The organism is Amycolatopsis kentuckyensis (genome assembly GCF_041679295.1).
Taxonomy (GTDB): Bacteria; Actinomycetota; Actinomycetes; order Mycobacteriales; family Pseudonocardiaceae; genus Amycolatopsis; species Amycolatopsis kentuckyensis_A.
The window spans coordinates 635944-655731 of sequence record NZ_JBGDMD010000004.1 but is presented as its reverse complement, the minus strand read 5'-3'; the positions used below and the strand labels follow the sequence as shown (position 1 = coordinate 655731).

The window sequence follows — 19788 nt, the reverse complement described above, 5'->3', positions numbered from 1 at the left end:
GCATACTCCGTGCCATGCCGACCGCGCCGACGATCTCGCCGCGCGAACGCGAGGTCCTGCTGGCCGTCGCGGACCGGCTGACCAACGCCGAGATCGCCGAGCGGCTCTACGTGTCGGTGCGGACCGTCGAGAGTCACGTGTCCGCGTTGCTGCGCAAGCTGGACGCCCGCGACCGGCGGGAGCTGGCCACGCGAGCCCCGGTTCCGGCGGCGGCACCGGGGCTGGTGGCCGGCGCGCCGCGGCCGTCGACCAGCTTCGTCGGGCGGACGGCCGAGCGCGACGCCGTGGTGCGGCTGGTGGCCGAAAGCCGGGTGACGACGATCCTCGGGCCGGGCGGGGCCGGGAAGACGCGGCTGGCCGTGGTGGCGACCGAAGCGGCGGGCTTCCCGGCGACCTTCGTCAACCTCGTGCCCAGCAGGCCGGGTTCGGTGCTCGAGTCGGTGGCGGCCGGGCTCGGTGTCGTGCCGCGGCCGCAGCAGCCCTTGGCGGACGCCGTCGCCGGGGCGCTCGCCGGCCGGGTCCTGCTGGTACTGGACAACTGTGAGCACGTGGCCGACGACGTCGCCGACGTGATCACCGCGCTGACCGCGGCGAACCCGGAGCTGAGCGTGCTGACGACCAGCCGGGAACGGCTCGGCGTGCCCGGCGAGACGGTGCTGCAGCTCGGGCCGCTGGCCGGCGAGGCGGTGGCGCTGTTCACGGACCGGGCGAAGGCCGTCGACCCGGCGTTCGACGCCGACCCGGCGCAGGTGGCCGAACTGTGCCGGTCGCTGGGCGGCGCACCGCTGGCGATCGAGCTGGCGGCGGCGCGGGTGGCGTCGCTGGGGATCGACGGGCTGCGAGCGGGCCTGGCCGACGACCCGTTGCGGGTGCTGGCGGCGGGGCGCGGGGAAGCGCGGCACCGGTCGCTGCGGTCGGTGCTGGAGTGGAGCCACCGTCTGCTGACCGAGGAGGAGAAGACGGTGCTGGCCCGGGTGTCCCGGTTCCGGCACGGCTTCGACCTCGACGGCGTGGCGGCGTTGTCGCCGGACCTGTCGGTCGGCGCGGTGTCCGACGTGCTGGGGCGGCTGGTGGACAAGTCGCTGGTGACGGCGGGATCGGGCCGGTGGACCCTCGCCGACGGGGTGGCCCGGTTCGCGCGCGAGCAGCTGGACGAGGTGGTGACCGAGCGGTACCGGAGGTGGGCGGCTCGACGGGCCCGGGAGCTGATCGCCCGGTTGGGCGGCGACTGGCGCGACGAGTTCGACCGGGTGGCCGACGACCTGCGAGCGTGTGCGGACGCGGACCACGATCTGGCCGCGGATCTGGCGAGGCTGGCTTACGCGCGAGGGTTCGTGGCGGAGGCGGCGGCCCATTGGCGCACGGCGGCGAACTCGGCCCCGGCAGCGGCGGTCGTGGCGGAGGATTTGGCCCGGGCGGGTAGTTGCGCGCACTTGCTGAGCCATGCGCGGGATCATTACGACGTGCTGGTGGAGGCGGCCGAGCGCGCGGGTGGCGCGGCGTCCGCCGAGCCCACCGGCGACGACCGCCGCGGCGGAGCCGCCGCAGCCGGTGGCGATCCTGGTGCGCGGGCGAGCTGTCTTGCCTCCGCCGTCGTTCTCGCCGAACGGTTCCAGGGCGCCGGGTTCATCACCGATCCCGTGCCCGAAGCCGAACTCGATCGCATGCTCGCCGAAGCCGCCGAACTCTCCATCGGGATCCCCGCGGCCGAAGCGCATGTCGCGGTCGCCGAAGCGTGGCGCTCCGGGGACGGCCCGCAGTCCGTCACCCTCGAAGCCGCCGACCGGGCCGTTGCCGCCGCTGTCCGGGATCCGCTCCTGCTCAGCGCCGCCCTCGACGCGCGGTGTACCGCGCACGCCCTCGACGGCCGGCCCGATCTGGCTCACCGCACCACCCATGAGCGCCTCGAACTCGTCACCGCCGCCGATCGGACCGATCCCCGCGCGGCTCTCGAAGTGCTCGATGCCTTCCGGTCCGACATCACCTACGCCATCGCCACCGGCGCGCTGTCCGACGCCGCCCGCGTCGCCCGACGCGCCGCCGGTGACCCCGCGCTCGCCGGGCACCCCTACTGGGGAACGAGCGGCCTCGTCACCACCCTCGCGCTGACCGGCCGCTTCGAAGACGCCCTCGAACTCGCCGAACGGATGTGGCACGCCACCGACGGCACCCCGCGCAACGCCACCCTCGGCGTGCCGCTGCTCGCCGCGGCACTGGCCGCCGGCCTGTCCGGCGACGAGCCCGGCCTGCGCCGCTGGCGGACGCGCGCCGCCGCCGTCGCGGGCGTCGCCACGCCCACCGGGTCCGCCAACCTCGCGCCGCTGGACGCCTTCGTCCGCGCTCGCGTCGCCTTGCACACCGGCACCGGCCTCGCCGACGTGTTCCCCGACGTCGGCGCGGACTTCGCCCCCGGCCGCTTCGACGGATACGCCGCCGGCCTGGCCGCCGAACTCGCCGTGGTGCTCGACGTGCCGGACGCCGGGCGGCACCTCGCCCGCGCCGAGCGTCACGCGGAACACAACCGCTGGACGGCGTCGGCCCTGACCCGCGCCCGAGCCCGTCGCACCGGCGAAACCGGACTGTTCGAGGACGCCGCCCACCAGTTCGCCGCCCTCGGCGCCGAGTTCGAAGCGGCGGCGAGCGTATCGCCCACCGGAACAAGCTAAGCGAGCTGAACGGGCAAAGTGCTACGATAGGCCGGAAAACGTTCCTGTCAGCGAAACAGTTCTGAGGACCACGAGCTTGGCCGTCAACAGTACCGCCGGGCGCAAGCCCGCCACGCCGTCGGACAACGCCGGCACCGAGGCCGCCGCGCGGGTGGCCGATGTGCTGCTGCTCTTCACCGGTGGCCCCCGGTACCTGGGCGTCAGCACGATCAGCCGGGAGCTCGACCTGTCCAAGGCCGTCGTCTACCGGATCCTGCAGTCGCTCGTCTCGCGCGAGATGCTGGCCACCGATCCGAACGTCGCCGGCTACCGGCTCGGGCCCGCGGCCGTGGCGCTGGGGGCGAGCGCCCTGCGGCGGTTCGACGCCCGCGTCGCCGCCACGCCCGTCCTGCGCCGGCTGCGGGACGAAACCGGGGAGACGACCACCCTGTCCGGTCTGGTCGGCGACGAACGCGTGTACCTCGACCAGTTCGAGAGCCCGCGCGAGATCAAGATGACCGTCGAGCTCGGCCGCCGGTTCCCGCTGCACGCCGGCTCCTCCGGCAAGGTGATCCTCGCGTCGCTGCCCGAAGACCGCCGGGAAGCCGTGCTGCACCGGGAACTCCCCGCGCTGACCGAGCACACGATCACCACCGCCGAACGGCTGCGCGAGGCCCTCGCCGAGGTGGCCCGCGACGGCGTCGCCGTCTCGCTCGGCGAACGGCAGCCCGGTGCCGGGTCCGTCGCCGCTCCCCTGTTCGGGCCGGACGGCGAGGTGCACGGCTCGATCAGCATCTGCGGTCCGCAGTACCGCTTCACCCCCGACGCCGTCGGCCGCTACCGCGATCTCGTGCGCGAAGCGGCGGCCGAGATCCGGCAGAGCTGGGCCTGGCTGCAGGAGCCGGGCGGCCGGTAGGGAACGTAGTGAATGACTCATTCCTGTCGCCTGGCGACAGGAATGAGTCATTCACTACAGCGGTGCGGGGGTCAGCGGCCGCGCTTGAGGTACTTGCCCACCGGGTCGCCGGTGATCTTGCCGTCGGCGAACACGTGGTGGCCGCGCACGAACGTGTCGGTCACCTTCGCTGTCATGTCGAAGCCCTCGAACGGCGTGTACTCCTGCGTCGACTCGGACTCCGCCGCGCGGACGGTCCAGCGGACGTCCGGGTCGACCAGTGCGAAGTCGGCGTCGAAGCCCTCGGCGATGTCACCCTTCTTCAGCAGCCCGTAGCGGCGCGCGGGATTCTGCGACGTCAGCTGCGCGATCCGCTGCAGCGAAAGGCCGCGCTTGACGCCTTCGCCGACCAGCCCGGGCAGCAGGTACTCGGCACCGCCGAAGCCGGACTTCGCCAGGAAGACGTCGTCGCGGTCCGCACCGAACTTCAGCTCGTCGCGGCAGCACGCGTGGTCGCTGACCACCCAGTCGACGTCGCCGGCGAGCACGTGCCGCCACAGCGCCTCGACGTCCTCGCGCTCGCGCAGCGGCGGGTTGACCTTGCCGCCGATGCCCGACGCGGTGTCCACATCGGCCAGCAGGTGCCCGATCGTCACCTCGCGCCGGAAGTCGATGTGCGGGAACGCCTTCGCCATCGTCAGCGCGGCCGACAGCGCCTTCTCCGACGACAGGTGCAGCAGGTTGATGTTCGGCAGCCCGGTCTCGTGCGCCAGGTAGGACGCGATGGTGACGGCCAGGCCTTCGGAGTGCGGCGGGCGCGACGCGCTGTAGGCCCGCAGGCCCGACAGCGAGCTGTCCTGCTCGACCAGCTTCGTGTAGGCGGTCATGATCTCGGCCGTTTCGCAGTGCAGCGACAGCGAAAGGTGCGGCGCGTACTCGGTCAGCACCTCGCGCGCGTGCTGCACCCCGCGCATGACGAACTCGAAGTGCGCGATGTCGTAGCGCTCGTCCGGCGGGATCATCAGGAAGTCGCTCTGGCTGGTCGAGCGCCCGTGCAGGCCGTGGCTGCCGTAGAACATGAAGATCTTGAACGACGTGACGCCGAATTCCTCGACCAGGTACGGGATTTCGGAGATGTGCTGCGAGCTCATCGGCGCGAGGTGGAAGGCGTAGTCGACGTAGGCATTGCCTTCCGACGCGCTCAGCACCTCGGGGAAGAAGTCGCGGTAGCTGCCGCCCTTGTTCAGGTAGTACTGGCCGGTGCGCATGTACGTCAGCGACGTCGTGACGCCGCCCTGCGCGCTCGCGCGGCTCTCGGTGCGGGTGTCGGTGGCCAGCTCGTTGTAGATGCCCCAGTGCTGGTGGGCGTCGACCACGCCGGGGAAGGCGAGCAGCCCGCGGCCGTCGACGACCTGCGCGACGTCGTCGGTAGGCAGGTTCGGCGCCACGCGCGTGATCGTGCCGTCGTTCACGGCGATGTCCAGCAGTTCGGGCTCGGACCCGTCGGCGTCGTCCGGGCGGACGACCCGGACGTTCTTCACGAGCAGTTCCGTGGTGGCCATTTCTCTCCTCAGCTTGCGGTGTTCGAAGTCAGGCGCCGGGCGACGTCGCCGGCGGCCAGGTAGGCGAGCCCGAAGGCGGGCAGGAGCCCGTTGCCGGGCAGGTAGCCGGCGGCGCCGTGGCCGGAGATGCTCGCCGCGGCGCCGCCCGCGGCGTAGAGCCCGGGGATCGGGCGGTCGTCGTGGTCGACGACGGCGGCGTGCTCGTCGACCAGCAGCCCGCCCTGGGTGTGGAAGAGCGCGGGCACGACGCGGACCGCGGCGAGCCGGCCCGAAAGCGGCCGCTCCCAGTGGGTGCGGCCGTGTTCATCGGCCTGTGAGCCGCGCGCGATCGCGGCCGCCGCGGCGATTTCCGCCTCCAGGGCGTCCGGCGGCAGAGCGGTCGCCGAAGCGAGCCCACAAGCGTCGTCGGCCCAGACGAGCGCACCGGCCGACACCACGTCCCGGAAGTCCTGGAACGGCTGGCACTGCTCGAAGATCGTCTCGTCGAGCACGATCCAGCCGGTCGACCCGGGGCGCGCGGCCAGCTCGGCGGCGTACTCGGAATAGCCGCGGGTCTCGTTGCCGAAGCGGCGGCCCTCAAGATCGACGAGGAAGCCGCCGTGGATGATCGTCGCCCAGCCGACGAGGGTGCCGGCGGCCGCGGAAACCGCGCCGTGGCCCTGGTACGCGTCGAGGAACCCGGTCGCGGCGCCCAGCTTCTCACCGATGCGCAGCGCGTCCCCGAGCGACTGGTCACTCCCCTGGTACAGCGCCCCCGAGATCTCCGGCAGGTGCTGCGCGACGAGGTCGGCGTCGGCTCCGAACCCGTTGGTGGCCAGCAGGACCGCCCGGGTCGGGATCTCCTCTTCGGTCCCGTCCGGGTACCGGACCACGACCGCCCGCACACCGTCCACATCGGACAGGACGTCGACGAGCCGGGCGGGGGCGAGCAGTTCGATGTGCTCGTGCTCGGTCACGCGGCGCGCGAGGTGGTCGATGACGCCGGAGCCGTGCCGGCCCGGGATCGTGTGGCACCGGGGTACGGAGTGGCCGGGGTAGTTGAAGTCCGTCACCAGGGACAGCGGCAGCCCGGCGGAGTCGGCCAGCCACTCGACCAGCGGGGCGCTCGCCTCGGCCAGGGTGCGGGCCAGCCGAGCGTCGGCTTGGCCGTGCGTCTTCGCCATGATGTCCGCGACGAACTTCTCGGGCGAGTCGTCGACGCCCTCCGAGGCCTGCCAGCGGGAGCCCGCGCCGGGGAACATCGCCGTGGACATCGACGTGTTGTTGCCGCGCCGGAAGTGCTCGCTCGCCTCCACGACGAGTACCGAAAGCCCCAGCTCAGCGGCCCGCAAGGCACCGGCGAGCCCGCCGCCCGCCCCGGCGACGACGAGGTCGGGTCCGTCGGTCACGAAACTCCCTCCACGGTCAGCAGCCGCATCGCCAACTCGGTCGGGTCGACGATCCGCGCGGGCAGGTCGGCGGGCTCGACGTCGACCGCCGAGCAGCCGTTGATGACCGCCCCTGCCCCCAGCGCGGCGAGTTCGTGCACCGCCGTGCCGAGGGCGGCGTTCCACGTCTCGGTCTCGGCGATCGCGGAGAACGGCAGGTCCAGCACGCGGACGCCGACGAAGTACTCGGTCAGCCGGTAGGCGGCGATGCGCTTGGCGAACTCCTCGGCGATGGCCTCGTTGCGCACGACCGCGCCGAACCGGACGCCCTTCGCGGCGAGGTAGGTCGCCGACAGCTTGAGCAGGCCGTGCACCGGCAACGGCGGCTCCGCGACGGCGTCGGGGACGGCCGGGTCGAGCACGCAGTCCGGGAAGGCCAGGTCCCAGCCGTCGCCGGCGGCCGCGAGCGCCGCGGCGACCTCGCGTTCGGACGCGCGCACGGACTCACCGGTGTCCAAAGTGGCCGGCGCGGCCGGGCCGACGTCCCGCAGCTCGATCGTCAGACCGGGCGGGGCGAGCCGGTCGTAGCGCTCCTGCCGCCGCCGGATCTCCTCGGGCGGCAGGTGGATGGGCGTCACCGCGAGGGCACGCATCAGTTCGGCTCCTTCTCTTCGGTTCCGGCCAGCGCGCGCAGCGCCGCGCCGACGCGGGGCAGGCCGGGCAGGGCGTGGCCGAGCGCGGCGGCGCGGGCGACGACCGGCCCGGGCAGCCACGTCCCGAGCATGCCGACCAGATCGGGCTCGGTCAGCGGACGGTGGTCGGCGTCACCGACCGGGTTGGGGACTTCGCAGGTCAGCGACGTGCCGTCGTCGAGCACGACGGTCACGCGGGCGGCCCGCTCGTCCGGGAGGCGCGCGGTGAGGTCGGCGGCCTCGACGAGCCGCACCCGGCTCGCCAGCGCCCGCACGCCCGCGTCGCCGAGCGGGCTTTCCGGCCCGACCTCGCCCGTCAGCGCGGCGGTCGCCACCACGAACGGCGTCGAGAACATCGCCGAGAGCCGGTTCGTCCAGTCCACATCGGACAACCCGGCGCCGAGGACGTGGGTCTCCACCAGGATGCGCGTGATGCCGTCGACCCGGAACCGGGGCCGCGACCGCAGTTCGAGCACGGCGTCCGCGGCGGGGTGGGTGAAGGAGCAGGACGCGTGCCGCTTGAAGTACCCGCGGGTGATGTCCCAGCGGGTGCCCAGCTCCGCGGCCAGCTCTCCCGCGTCCAGCGAACCGAGCAGCGTGCCGAGGGAGAGCGCGGCGGTGCCGGTCGTGCGGGCCATCCCGGCGGCCGCCATCCGCGCGGCCGCGAGGCCGGACGTCGCCGACGCGCCCAGCCACGCGTTGCGCACCGGGTTGCCCTGGGTCGCCGAGTCGAAGTGTCCGGCCATCACCAGGCCGGCCGCCGTGTCGATCGCCGCCGCGGCCGCGCCGGGCGGGAGCCCGAGCAGCCGCGCGCACCCGGCCGCCGCGCCGGGGACGCCCCAGCTGCCGTGCGGGTGCGCGCCCGCGCGCAGGGTCGTCGCGCGGCCGAACCGCGCGGCCACCTCGTAGGCGGCCAGCAGCGCCGCCGCCGTGTCCGCGCCCGTGCTGTCCAGCTCGGCCGCCAGCGCCAGCACCGCGGGGAAACCGTGCGCGGCGGGGTGGCCCTTGGCGTACTTGTGGCCCTCGTCCAGCTCCAGCGAGACGAGCGCGACGCCGTTGAGCCAGGCCGCCGCGTCGGTCGTCACCAGCCGTCCGCCGCCGATCAGCGGCGCCGGACCGGCCGGCGCCCGCCAGGCGTCGACCAGGGACCGCTGCTCCGGCAGCGAAGCACCCAATGCGGTGACGCCGACGACGTCGAGCAGGACGAGGGACAGCCGGTCGATTACCGTGGCCGGCACGCTCGCGACGTCCAGTTCGGACACCCAGGCTCCCAGCGACGCGGTCGCCGAAGCGGCTTGTTCGCGTTTCACAGTCCCAAGTACGCCTTCCTGACGCGCTGGTCGCCGGCCAGCTCGGCGCCGGTGCCCTGCAGGACGGTCGAGCCGCTTTCCAGCACGTACGCCCGGTCGGCGATGGCCAGCGCCTGCTTCGCGTTCTGCTCGACCAGCAGCACCGCCACGCCGTTGTCCCGGATGCGCTGCACCGCTTCCAGGACCGTCCAGGTCAGTTTCGGCGAAAGGCCGGTCGACGGCTCGTCGAGCATCAGCAGCCGCGGCCCGGCCATCAGCGCGCGGCCGATCGCGAGCATCTGCTGCTGCCCGCCGCTGAACGTCTGGGCGAGCTGCGTCCGGCGCTCGGCGAGCACCGGGAACAGCTTGTAAACCTCGTTCAGCGACGAAGCGGCCTGCGCGGGCGTGCGGGTCCACGCGCCCATCCGCAGGTTCTCCTCGACGGTGAGCGTGCCGAACAGCGCCCGGTCCTCGGGCACGTGCACCAGCCCCTCGCGCACCAGCTGGTCGGGACGGCGGCCCGCGGTGGACGAACCGTCGAGCGTGACGCGGCCCGACAGCGGCTTGAGCTGCCCGCAGATGCTGCGCAACGTCGTCGTCTTGCCCGCGCCGTTCGCGCCGACCAGCGCGACGATCTCGCCCGCGTCGAGGTGCAGGTCGACGTCGTGCAGGATCCGCATCCGCCCGTACCCGGCGCACACCTTCTCAAGCGTCAGCATGGGTCGGCTCCTCACCGAGGTAGGCGTCGATGACGCGCGGGTCGCTGGTCACCTCGGCCGGCGCGCCGACGGCCAGCACGCGGCCCTGGTCGAGCACGAGGACGCGGTCGGCCAGCCGCATCACCGCGGCCATGATGTGCTCGATGAACACCAGCGTGACGCCCTCCTGCTCGCGCAGGGCGGCGAGCAGGTCGAGCACCGGCTCGCGTTCGGCCGGGACGAGCCCGGCGAGTACCTCGTCGAGCAGCAGCACCTTGGGCCGGGTCGCCAGCGCGCGGGCCAGCTCGAGGCGCTTGAGCCCGGCGGTCGGCAGGTCGGTCGCGTTGCGGTGCGCCCACGGCCCGAGCCCGACACGGTCTACGACATCGAGCGCGTGCTCCCGCAGCTTCTTCGCGCTCAGGCGGTGGTGCTGGGCGGCGAGGCTGACGTTCTGCGCCACGGTCATGCTCGCGAAGGGCCGCATCAGCTGGAACGTGCGGACCATGCCGGCGCGGGCGATCCGGTCGGGGGCGCGGCCGGTGACGTCGTCACCCGCCAGCCGCACCCGGCCGGTGTCCGGGCTCAGCGCGCCGGAGATCACGTTGAAGAGAGTGGTCTTGCCCGCGCCGTTCGGCCCGATGACGCCGAGGATCTCGCCCTCGGCGACGGTCAAGTCCACATCGGACAGGGCGTGCACGCCGCGGAACGCCTTGCCGACGCCGCTCACCTCGACGATGCTCATCGACGCCACCTCGCAGCGAGAGTTCCGACGATCCCCTTGGGCAGCAACCGGACGATCAGGATCACGAGCACCGCGTACAGCACGACGTCGAGGCCGCTGCGGCCCTGCAGGAAGCCCAGGAACTCCGGTGGGGTGCGCAGCAGCGTCGCCGTGACGTCGGTGAGCGACCCGATGATGATCGCGCCGACCACCGGGCCCCACACGGTGCCGATGCCGCCGATGACGACGGGCACGATGGCCTGGATCGAGATGGCCGAGCCGAAGCCGAGGTCGGGGTTCACGAACAGGTAGTACTGCGTGTAGAACGCGCCCGCCACGGCGGTGATCGCCGCGGACAGCGCGACCGTCAGCAGCTTGTGCCGCAACACGGGGGCGCCCAGGGATGCGGCCGCCAGTTCGTCGTCGCGGATCGCCGTGACGTACCGGCCGGCCCGCGAGTGCAGGAAGACGATGCTGATCGCGACCGCCGCCCCGGCCAGCACCAGCGCCACCCAGAAGTAAGCGGGTGAGCCGGCCGGGAACTGGATCAGCCACAGCGACGAGTCCTGGATCAGCGGCACGCTGAACCCGACGGCCTTGTTCGCGAACGCACTGCTCGTGACGATCAGCCGGAGCATCTCGGCGAACGCGAACGTCGCCAGCGCGAAGTACGCGCCTTGAAGCTTGTAGCGGAAGGAGAAGTAGCCGATGACCACGGCGACCGCGGCGGCCACCGCCATCCCGGCCAGCATCCCGATCCACGGCGACACGTTGTGCTTCACCAGCAGGTACGCACTCGTGTAGGCACCGAGGCCGAAGTACGCGGCGTGGCCGAAGCTGAACATCCCGCCGAAGCCGCTCATGATGTTCCAGCCGACGGCCATCAGCAGGAAGATCAGGATCCGGACGGCGACCGCGCCCTGCGCCGGGGGAAGGATCAGCGGCAGCGGGATCGCGACCAGGACAAGAATCGCGAGGATGGCGAGCTGCTTGTTCTGCGGGCGCAGGGGCGGCGCCTTGACGGCTTCCGCGGAACCGGCGGGCGCCTCGATGGTGATGCTCATGCGCGCCTCCCGAACAGGCCCTGCGGACGGAGGAACAGCACGAGCAGGAACACCACGAAGACGCCCAGCAGGGAACTTTGGCCGCCGAGGTAGATGGTCGTGAGCTGCTCGACCAGGCCGATCAGCAGGCCGCCGACGAGCGCGCCGACGACGTTGCCCATCCCGCCCAGCACCACGACCACGAACGCCGTGATGTTGAACTGCTCCCCCAGCGTCGGGGTCACCGTGACCAGCGGGCCGGCCAGCACCGCCGCGGCCCCCGCGCACGCCGTGCCGATGGCGAAGGTCAGCGTGTGCATCCGGCGGACGTTGATGCCGACCAGCGCCGCGCCCGGGGCGTTCGCCGCGACCGCGCGGATCGCCGTGCCCAGCCGGGTCCGCCGCAGCAGCCAGTACAGGAGACCGCCGAGCACGATCGCGCCGAGGAACGCGTACAGCCGCGAACCCGCGACGACCGCGCCCAGCAACGGGAACTGGAAGTCGCCGGGCAGGTCGATCGTCTTCGGCTCGGCGCCGAAGAACATCAGCAGGCCGTTCTCCAGCAGCAGCGACAGGCCGAGCGTGATCAGCAGCTGGTTCTCCAGCGACCCGCCGCCCGCCCCGGACAGCAGCCCGCGGTGCACGGCCGCGCCGAGCAGGAACAGCGCCGGCACCGCGACGATCAGCGTCAGGTACGGGTGGAGCCCGGTCGCCTGGATCATCCCGAAGGACAGGAACATCGCCACGGTGAGGAACGCGCCGTGGGCGAAGTTGACGATGTCGAGCACACCGAAGATCAGCGTCAGGCCCATCGCGATCAGGCCGTACAGCCCGCCGGTCAGGATGCCGGTGACCACCGACTGCCAGACCACCAGGCCGCTGCCCGACTGCAGCAGCGCGACGACGATCGCGGCGACGAGCACGGCGGCGACGATGCCGGATCGGCCGAGGAAACCCCTGTCCGCCTTGGTCTTCTTGTCGGGTGGTGCGGTCTCGGGGACGACGGGTGCCCCGGTGTCGAGTTCGGTCATGGTCGCCACGCCACCCTGTAGTCGGGCCGGGATTCGGCTTTTTCGGGGGGATACACCTGCTGGACCCGCCCGTCCCGGACCTGCATCAGCACCGGGAAGGCGTTGCGGTTGTCGCCGTTGGAGGCGAACTGGATCGGCCCGCGGCCCACGGTCAACGGGGACACCTGGGAGGCGGCGATCGCGTCCCGCACCTTCTGCGGGTCGGTGCTCGCGGCCTGCTCCACGCCGTGCGCGATCACCTGGACCGCGTCGTAGGACAGGACCGCGCCGGTGCGCATCGGGTCGCCGTAGAGCTTCTGGTACTTCTCGCGCAGCGCGACGGTTTCGGGGTTCGTCGCGTCGTAGTGGTAGTTGGTGCTGAAGTAGAGGTTGCCGAGCGCGGCCGCGTCGGCGACGAACTTCGGCTGGTCGTACGCACCGTTCGAGACGCCCCAGACCGCGTTCAGGTCCGGCTTCACCGAAGCGATCGCCTTGGCCGCCAGCAGGCTGTCGCGGTAGTAGCCGGCGACCGCGAGCACGTCCGCGCCCGAGGCCTTGACCTGCGTGAGCTGGGCCGTCAGGTCGCTGACGGTGGTGGCGTCGTAGCTGATGTTCGGGCCGACCCCGATGCCGAGCTGCTTGGCCGCCGCGGTGAAGGCGTCCGCCGCGCCGCTGCCGAAGTCGCTCTGCTCGTGCAGGAACGCCACCTTGCGCACGGGCTTGCCCGCTTGGTCCGAAACCGCCTTCAGGTACTGGGCGGCGGCCGTCGCGATCGCCTTGCTGCCCGGCTGCACCCGGAACGAGTACCGGTAGCCGTGGGAGAAGATCGCGTCGGAGGCGGTCACGTCCATCACGAACGGGACCCGGTTGCGTTCGGCGACGACGGCGACGTTGGTGCTCACGGCGCTCTGGTAGGTGCCGACCAGGCTCACCGCGCCGGCCGAGATCAGCCGCTGGGCCTCGCTCTGCCCGATGTCGGCCTTGCCCTGCGTGTCCCCCGTGAGCAGCTCGACCTTGCGGCCGCCGAGCGACTTGATGCCACCGGCCGCGTTGATCGCGTCGACCGCGAGCTGCGCGCCGCGGCGCATCTGCAGGCCGTCGACCGCGTTCGAGCCGCTGACCGGGTGCAGGGCCCCGATCTTGACCGGGCCCTCGTCCCGCCCCGCGGCGGCGCCCCCGGCTCCCATCGGAGCCGATCCCCCGCACCCGGTCGCGAGCAGGGCCAGCGCCCCGAGTCCCGCGACGAGCATTCGTGCGGACATGTCACCTCTTCCCACTGGAAGGGCTGTCGTTCCGCTAAGCGAAACGCCAGGTTTGTTGCGGGTCATCGTGACACCCGCCCCGACTTCCGGTCAACATCTGCGCATAACTTGACGGACACGTGCGATCAGTGCGAACTTGGGAAACACCGAGAGACGTCGCTACGAAACCAGACGTTCACAAGTGTTCCCCCCGGCGAAACGGTGCTCGACTCCGGGTCGTCGGACGAGAAAGGCAGGTAAGCCCCATGACGGGCGCTTTGTCCGGGATCCGGGTGCTCGACACCGCCACCCTGTTCGCCGGCCCGCTGGCCGCCACGCTCCTGGGCGACTTCGGCGCCGAGGTGATCAAGATCGAGCACCCGAACGGCGACCCCGTCCGCAGCCACGGCGCGCAGCGCGACGGCGTCGGCCTCTGGTGGAAGATGCTCGGCCGCGGCAAGAAGGCGATCACCCTCTACCTCGGCTCCCCCGAGGGCCAGGAGATCTTCAAGAACCTGGTGGCGGACGCCGACGTCGTCGTGGAGAACTTCCGCCCCGGCACGCTCGAGCGCTGGGGCCTCGGCTACGACGAGCTCAGCAAGATCAACCCCGGCCTGGTGCTCACGCGCGTGACCGGCTTCGGGCAGATCGGCCCGTACGCCAAGCGGCCCGGCTTCGGCACCCTCGCCGAGGCGATGAGCGGGTTCGCCGCGATCACCGGCGAACCGGACGGCCCGCCGACGTTGCCGCCGTTCGGCCTGGCCGACGGGATCGCCGCGCTGACCACCGCCTACGCCGTGCTGACCGCGCTGCGGGCCCGGGAGCAGACCGGCCGCGGCCAGGTCGTCGACCTCGCCATCATCGAGCCGATCCTGACGCTGCTCGGGCCGCAGATCATCGCCTACGACCAGCTCGGCACGCTGCAGCCGCGCACCGGGAACCGGTCCACGAACAACGCGCCGCGCAACACCTACCGCACCCGCGACGGCAGCTGGGTCGCCATCTCCACCAGCGCGCAGTCCATCGCCGAGCGCGTGCTGCGGCTGGTCGGCCGCCCGGAGCTGATCGACGAGCCGTGGTTCGCCAGCGGTGCCGAACGCGCGCAGCACGCCGACCTGCTCGACGACGCCGTCGGCTCGTGGATCGCCGACCGCGACCGCGACGACGTCGTCAAGGCGTTCGAGGAAGCCCAGGCCGCCGTCGCGCCGATCTACACCGCCGCCGACGTCATGACCGACCCGCAGTTCGAAGCGCTGGGCAGCATCACGACGGTCGACGACGAGGAACTCGGGCCGGTCAAGATGCAGAACGTGCTGTTCCGGCTGTCGGAGACCCCCGGCGGGATCACCTCGGCCGGGGCGCCGCTCGGTGCGCACACCGCCGAAGTCCTCGGCGGCCTCGGCCTCGGCGAGCCGGAACTGGCGGCCCTGCGCGAAAAAGGCGTGATCAAGTGAACGCCGTCCTGCGCAGCTGGCTGTACGTGCCGGCCGACCGGCCCGACCGGATCGCCAAGGCACTGGCCGGCCCGGCGGACGCCGTGATCATCGACCTCGAGGACGCCGTCGCCGCGGCGGCGAAAGACGAGGCTCGGCGGAACGCACTGTCCGCATTGGACGACGGCGCGAAGGCGTTCGTCCGGATCAACGCGCCGGGCACCGACGCCGGCGAGGCCGACATCAAGGCCTTGCGCGGGGCCGCCGGCGTCCGGGTACCCAAGTGCGAAGACCCCGGTGAGCTGCGGCGGGTCGCCGACGCGCTCGGCGTGCCGGTGTACCCGGTGCTCGAATCGGCGCTGGGCGTGGAAAACGCCCTCGCGATCGCCACCGCGCACCCGCTCGTCGCCGGGATCTCGCTCGGCGAGGCCGACCTCGCCGCGGACCTGCGCGTGACCGGCGGCGACGCGCTGACCTGGCCGCGGTCGCGGGTGGTCGTCGCGGCGCGGGCGGCCGGGCTGCCGAGTCCGGTGCAGAGCGTCTGGACCGCCGTGCGCGACCTCGACGGCCTGCGCGCCAGCACCGAAGCCGGGCGGGCGGCCGGGTTCTTCGGCCGGTCGGTGATCCACCCCGCCCAGATCCCCGTGGTGCACGAGGTGTGCGCGCCCGATCCCGCGGAAACCGCCTGGGCGAGCGACCTGCTCGACCACCTGGAAACCACCGGGTCGGCGGCCTGGATCGACCACCACGGACAGTTCGTCGACGCCGCGATCGTGGCGCGCGCCCGCTGGGTGCTCGCCGTCGCGGGTGAAAGGGAAGGCCAGCACTCATGACACGTCCCCAGGATCCGCTGCTGTCGGCGGTCGCCGGCGGGGTCCGGCTGATCGAGCTCGGGCAGCCGTTCTTCACGGGCATGCCCTGCTCGCCGAACCACCCCGGGTTCCGGATGACGCTGATCCGCCGCCACGGCGACATGCGCCGCCCGGACGGCGGGTCGGCGGCCAACGAGATCATCGTGACCGGCGGGCACGTCGGCACCCACATCGACGCGCTCTCGCACGTCAGCCACGACGGCAAGCTGCACGGCGACGTCGACGCCGCCGAGGCCCAGCAGGGCGGCGTGTTCCGCACGCACGGCGCGGAAAACCTGCCCGGCCTGCTGCGTCGCGCGGTCCTCCTGGACGTGGCCGCCGTGCACGGCGTCCCCACGCTGGAGCCGGGCTACGGCGTCACCGCCGACGACCTCGACGCGGCGGCGAAGCGGGCGGGCACCGAACCGGGCGCTGGTGACGTCGCGCTGATCCGCACGGGCTGGGCGCGGAACTTCGCCGACGCTGGTTCCTACCTGGGCAAGGAAACCGGTGTCCCCGGCGCGACGACGTCGGCGGCGGAGTGGCTGGCGGCGCGGGGTGTCGTCGCGACCGGCGCGGACACCACGGCCTACGAGCAGATCCCGGCCGGCGCCGGGCACGCGGTGCTCCCGGTGCACCGGATCCTGCTGGTCGAGTCGGGCATCTTCATCATGGAGCACCTGAACCTGGAAGCCGTGGCCGAGGAAGGCGTGCACGAGTTCGTGTTCGTGCTGGCGCCGCTGCGGATCGTCGGCGGCACCGGCTCCCCCGTGCGTCCCCTCGCGGCGGTGAGCGCATGACCGCGACGATCGTCCAGCAGCTGGCCGCGTTCGCCGCCTCCGTGCGAGCGAAGGGACTGCCGCTCCAGCTGCGCGACGACGCCGCCCGGCGCGTCCTCGACGTGCTCGGCAACAGCCTGGCAGCCACGGCCGAGCGGCCGGCCGCGGCCGTCGGCGCCCTGGTCCGGGAGTGGGGCGGCACCGGGCGCGCGACGGCCATCGGCACCGGTGACCGGCTGTCGGAGCCGAGCGCGGCCCTGCTCAACGGCACGCTCGCGCACTCGCTCGACTTCGACGACACGCACCTGCCCTCGGTGCTGCACCCGTCGGCGTCCGTGGTGCCGGCGGCGCTGGCGGTGGCGGAGTCGCGCGGGGCGACCGGAGCCCAGCTGCTCGACGCGATCGGCGTCGGCGTGGAGATCACGGTCCGGCTCGGCATGGCGGGCTACGACGAGGAACTCGGCAACTCGGTGTTCTTCGAACGCGGCCTGCACGCGACGGCGATCTGCGGCGCGCTGGGTGCCGCGGCGGCCGCGGCGATGCTGTCCGATGTGGACGAAGCCGGGATCGCCGACGCACTCGGCATCGCGGCCAGCATGGGGTCCGGCCTGCTGGAGGCCAACCGCACCGGCGGCACGGTCAAGCGCGTCCACTGCGGCTGGGCGGCCCACGCGGCGGTGACGGCGGCGGGCATGGCGCGGCACGGCATCACCGGCCCGCCGACGGTGCTGGAGGGGCGGTTCGGCCTGCTGCAGGCGTTCTGCGGCGACCAGTCCGATGTGGACGTGATCGTCGCCGGCCTCGGCGAGCACTGGGAGCTGCCCGGGATCTTCTTCAAGCCGTACCCGTGCAACCACTTCACCCACGCGGGCATCGACGCGGCCCGGCGGCTGCGTGCGCGGGGTGTCGATCCGGCGGAGATCGAGCGCCTGGAGCTGGGCGCGCCGACGGCGGTGCTGCGGACGATCGGCGAACCGCGGGAGTCGAAGATCCGGCCGCGGTCCGGTTACCACGCGGCGTTCTCGGGCCCGTACACGGTGGCCGCCGGCCTCCTGGGCGGCGGCGGGCTCGGCGTCTTCCACGACGACTTCACCGACGAAGCCGCCGCGGACCCGGCGCGGCTGGCGCTGGCGGCGAAGGTGCACTGCGTCCCGGACGCCCAATGCGACGAGATCTTCCCCCACCAGTTCCCGGCGGTCCTGCGGGTGCGGCTGCGCGACGGCCGCGAGCTGGAGGAGCGCGTCGACGCCAACCGCGGCGGGCCGGAGAACCCGCTGTCGGCCGAGGAGCTGGCGACGAAGTTCCGTTTCAACGCGGCGCGGGTGCTGCCGGCGGAGGTCAGCACCCGGATCACGGAGCTGACCTACGGGCTCGCGGAGCTGGGCGACCTGACGGAGCTGACCGACCTGCTGCGCGTGACGGGGGCCACAGACTGACCAACTGAACAATTTGGTCAGTACGGTGGTCGGCATGACGGACCACAAGACCGGCCGGGTGCTCGTCGTCGGGATGGGCGTGAGCGGGCTCGCCACGGCGGCCCGGCTGCACGCCGCGGGCTGGACTCCCGTACTCGTCGAACGAGCACCCGCCCGGCGCTCCGGCGGCTACTTCGTCGCGCTGTTCGGCGCGGGCAAGGCGGCCGCGCGCCGGCTCGGCATCGACGGTGCCCTCCACGACCGCGCCGGCGACCGGCCGCCGCTGACCCTCGACCGGCACGGGCGCGTCCGAACCGGCGCCGGGCTCGCCGACCTGCCGGGCAAGCCGTGGCTGATGCTGCGCGGCGACGCGGAACGGGCCGCGTACTCGGCGCTGCCGGACGACGTGGAGATCCGGTATTCGACCGTGCCCACCGCGATCGAACAGGACGACGACGGCGTCGACGTCACCTTGCGGGACACCGCGGCCGGCACTTCGGTCACCGAGCGGTTCGACCTGGTCGTCGGCGCGGACGGCCTGCGCTCGACCGTCCGGTCGCTGGTGTTCGGGCCGCACGCCGAGCACCTGCACCGGCTCGGTTACATGGTCGCCGCGTTCGAGTACGACGGCACGCCCGCCGGCCTCACCCCCGGGCAGGGGGCGACGCTGCTCGAACCGGGCCGCTCGATGTGGGTGTTCGCCTTCGCCGACCACCACCCGACGATCATGCTGACCTACCGCACCGACGACGTCGACGCCGAGTTCACCGAGCCGCCCGCGCGGCGCCTGCGGGCCGCGTTCGGCCCCGAGCCGCTGGGCCGCACGCTCACCGACGTCCTCGACCACCTCGAAACGACCGACGACGTCCTGTTCGACTCGGTGGAACAGGTGCGGATGCGGCGGTGGCACCGCGGGCGCGTCGTGCTGGTCGGCGACTCCGCCTGGTGCGTCACCCTCTACGCGGGCATGGGGGTCTCGGCCGGGCTGACCGGTGCCGACCTGCTCGGCGCGATGCTCGAACGCCACGACGACCTCGAGACCGCGCTGACCGAGTGGGAACGCGAGCTGCGGCCCTACCTCGACCACTACCAGGACGGCGCGTTCGCCGACCGCAAGATCTTCATGGCCGACACCCGGCTGGAGGTCCGGCTCCGGCGGGTCCTGCCGAAACTGGGCAAGACGAAGCTGGGCGGCCGCCTGCTGCGGCGGATGATGCGGGTGGACGACATCGAGCGGTTCAAGAACGCCGATATCGTCGCCCGCAGCACCGACGAGAGGACCAGCGTTGCCGGACCTGCCTGAACACAGCTCGCCCAAAGCGGCGCGCATCCTCGCCGCCGCGGGCGAACTGCTGCTCGGCCGCGGCAGCAAGGGCGTCACGATCGCCGACGTCGCCGCGAAGGCCCACATCGGCAAGGGCACGGTCTACCTGTACTGGAAGACCAAGGAAGACCTGCTGCTCGGCCTGATCTGCCGGGACTTCCTGGCCCTCGCCGACGACGTCACCGAAGCGGTCACCGCCGACCCGGACCTGGCCCGCCCCTCCCGGCTCCTCCCCCACATGCTGCGGACGGCGTCCCGGCACCCGTTCGTCAGCGCCCTGCGCGGCGGCGGCGACCTCCTCGGCGCGCTCGCCGAGGACCCGCGCTCGGCCGCGCTGCTCGACACGCTCGGGCCGGACGCGGTGATGTACGACGTGCTGCCGATCTGGCGGCGCCACGACCTGGCCCGCACCGACTGGGCGTTCGAGGAGCAGGCCATGGCGCTGCACGCCCTGCTGACCGGTTTCGTCGTGCTCACCACGGAAAACCGGTTCCGCCCGGGGTCCGCCGACCCGGACTCGGCGTTCGCGGCCGCCGTCACGGCGTTGCTCGGCCCCGAGCGCGCCACCGCCGACCAGGTGCGGGCCACCGCGACGGAGGGGCTCCGGTCCCTGGCCGAAGGGCGCGCGGCGGCGCTGGAGCTCATCACCCGGCCGACGCTCGGCTGACCACCCGGCGGGAATCGTCCTGCGCTACCACGGTTCCCGGGCGAACGACGGCCGGTCGCGCGGCGCGTCGGGGGCATTCCGAGCCGATGTTGTGGACGCTTCGTGACCGGCCGCACGAACGGGCGATCTTGAGCGAGAAAGACGTCGTGCCCCGGC

17 protein-coding genes are annotated in these 19788 nt (G+C 72.8%); 8 read left to right on the top strand and 9 right to left on the bottom strand.

From position 1 onward, the window contains the following. Positions 1-14 precede the first annotated feature (14 nt). Positions 15-2666 carry an ATP-binding protein gene (locus ACERZO_RS19525; protein WP_372666117.1) on the top strand — a complete coding sequence of 884 codons (2652 nt, stop codon included), beginning with the start codon at positions 15-17 and terminating at the stop codon, positions 2664-2666. A 76-nt stretch (positions 2667-2742) separates the two neighbouring features. Continuing rightward, entirely contained in the window at positions 2743-3561 is an 819-nt protein-coding gene (locus tag ACERZO_RS19520; protein WP_372666116.1) for an IclR family transcriptional regulator, read from the top strand. Positions 3562-3632: 71 nt separating this feature from the next. Here the strand turns inward: ACERZO_RS19520 and ACERZO_RS19515 are convergent, their stop codons facing one another. Genes ACERZO_RS19515 through ACERZO_RS19475 form a run of 9 tightly spaced genes read right to left on the bottom strand, consistent with a single transcriptional unit; the run spans position 3633 to position 13184 of the window. Continuing rightward, positions 3633-5102 carry a dihydroorotase gene (locus ACERZO_RS19515; protein ID WP_372666115.1) on the bottom strand — a complete coding sequence of 490 codons (1470 nt, stop codon included), beginning with the start codon at positions 5100-5102 and terminating at the stop codon, positions 3633-3635. An 8-nt stretch (positions 5103-5110) separates the two neighbouring features. Continuing rightward, positions 5111-6490 carry an FAD-dependent oxidoreductase gene (locus ACERZO_RS19510; protein WP_372666114.1) on the bottom strand — a complete coding sequence of 460 codons (1380 nt, stop codon included), beginning with the start codon at positions 6488-6490 and terminating at the stop codon, positions 5111-5113. Further along, positions 6487-7122, bottom strand: a complete 636-nt coding sequence (locus ACERZO_RS19505; protein WP_372666113.1) for an aspartate/glutamate racemase family protein — start codon at positions 7120-7122, stop codon at positions 6487-6489. Before ACERZO_RS19505 ends, ACERZO_RS19510 begins: the two co-directional genes overlap by 4 nt. Further along, positions 7122-8471 (bottom strand): MmgE/PrpD family protein, encoded by a 1350-nt coding sequence (locus tag ACERZO_RS19500; RefSeq protein WP_372666112.1) that lies wholly within the window; start codon positions 8469-8471, stop codon positions 7122-7124. Before ACERZO_RS19500 ends, ACERZO_RS19505 begins: the two co-directional genes overlap by 1 nt. Next, entirely contained in the window at positions 8468-9169 is a 702-nt protein-coding gene (locus ACERZO_RS19495) for an ABC transporter ATP-binding protein (RefSeq protein WP_372666111.1), read from the bottom strand. Before ACERZO_RS19495 ends, ACERZO_RS19500 begins: the two co-directional genes overlap by 4 nt. Next, complete coding sequence (locus ACERZO_RS19490; protein ID WP_372666110.1) at positions 9156-9890, bottom strand: ABC transporter ATP-binding protein; 735 nt, start codon at positions 9888-9890, stop codon at positions 9156-9158. Before ACERZO_RS19490 ends, ACERZO_RS19495 begins: the two co-directional genes overlap by 14 nt. Then, on the bottom strand, positions 9887-10933 hold the full coding sequence (locus ACERZO_RS19485; RefSeq protein WP_372666109.1) for a branched-chain amino acid ABC transporter permease: 1047 nt from the start codon (positions 10931-10933) through the stop codon (positions 9887-9889). Before ACERZO_RS19485 ends, ACERZO_RS19490 begins: the two co-directional genes overlap by 4 nt. Then, the gene (locus ACERZO_RS19480) at positions 10930-11943 is read right to left on the bottom strand and encodes a branched-chain amino acid ABC transporter permease (protein WP_372666108.1); all 1014 of its coding nucleotides are present in this window, start codon (positions 11941-11943) and stop codon (positions 10930-10932) included. Before ACERZO_RS19480 ends, ACERZO_RS19485 begins: the two co-directional genes overlap by 4 nt. Beyond that, positions 11940-13184 carry an ABC transporter substrate-binding protein gene (locus ACERZO_RS19475; RefSeq protein WP_372666107.1) on the bottom strand — a complete coding sequence of 415 codons (1245 nt, stop codon included), beginning with the start codon at positions 13182-13184 and terminating at the stop codon, positions 11940-11942. Before ACERZO_RS19475 ends, ACERZO_RS19480 begins: the two co-directional genes overlap by 4 nt. 245 nt (positions 13185-13429) lie before the next feature. Here ACERZO_RS19475 and ACERZO_RS19470 point away from each other — a divergent pair, with 245 nt between their 5' ends. The 6 genes from ACERZO_RS19470 to ACERZO_RS19445 are packed head-to-tail and all read left to right on the top strand — an operon-like array spanning position 13430 to position 19632. Next, entirely contained in the window at positions 13430-14617 is a 1188-nt protein-coding gene (locus ACERZO_RS19470) for a CaiB/BaiF CoA transferase family protein (RefSeq protein ID WP_372666106.1), read from the top strand. Beyond that, a complete protein-coding gene (locus tag ACERZO_RS19465) occupies positions 14614-15429 on the top strand; it encodes an HpcH/HpaI aldolase/citrate lyase family protein (RefSeq protein WP_372666105.1) in 816 nt (271 codons plus the stop codon). Before ACERZO_RS19470 ends, ACERZO_RS19465 begins: the two co-directional genes overlap by 4 nt. After that, positions 15426-16247, top strand: coding sequence for a cyclase family protein (locus tag ACERZO_RS19460; RefSeq protein WP_372666104.1), 822 nt, complete (start codon positions 15426-15428; stop codon positions 16245-16247). Before ACERZO_RS19465 ends, ACERZO_RS19460 begins: the two co-directional genes overlap by 4 nt. After that, positions 16244-17662, top strand: coding sequence for an MmgE/PrpD family protein (locus ACERZO_RS19455; protein ID WP_372666103.1), 1419 nt, complete (start codon positions 16244-16246; stop codon positions 17660-17662). Before ACERZO_RS19460 ends, ACERZO_RS19455 begins: the two co-directional genes overlap by 4 nt. Before the next feature lie 34 nt (positions 17663-17696). Continuing rightward, positions 17697-18944, top strand: coding sequence for an FAD-dependent monooxygenase (locus ACERZO_RS19450; protein ID WP_372666102.1), 1248 nt, complete (start codon positions 17697-17699; stop codon positions 18942-18944). Beyond that, a complete protein-coding gene (locus tag ACERZO_RS19445) occupies positions 18928-19632 on the top strand; it encodes a TetR/AcrR family transcriptional regulator (protein WP_372666101.1) in 705 nt (234 codons plus the stop codon). Before ACERZO_RS19450 ends, ACERZO_RS19445 begins: the two co-directional genes overlap by 17 nt. Positions 19633-19788 lie beyond the last annotated feature (156 nt).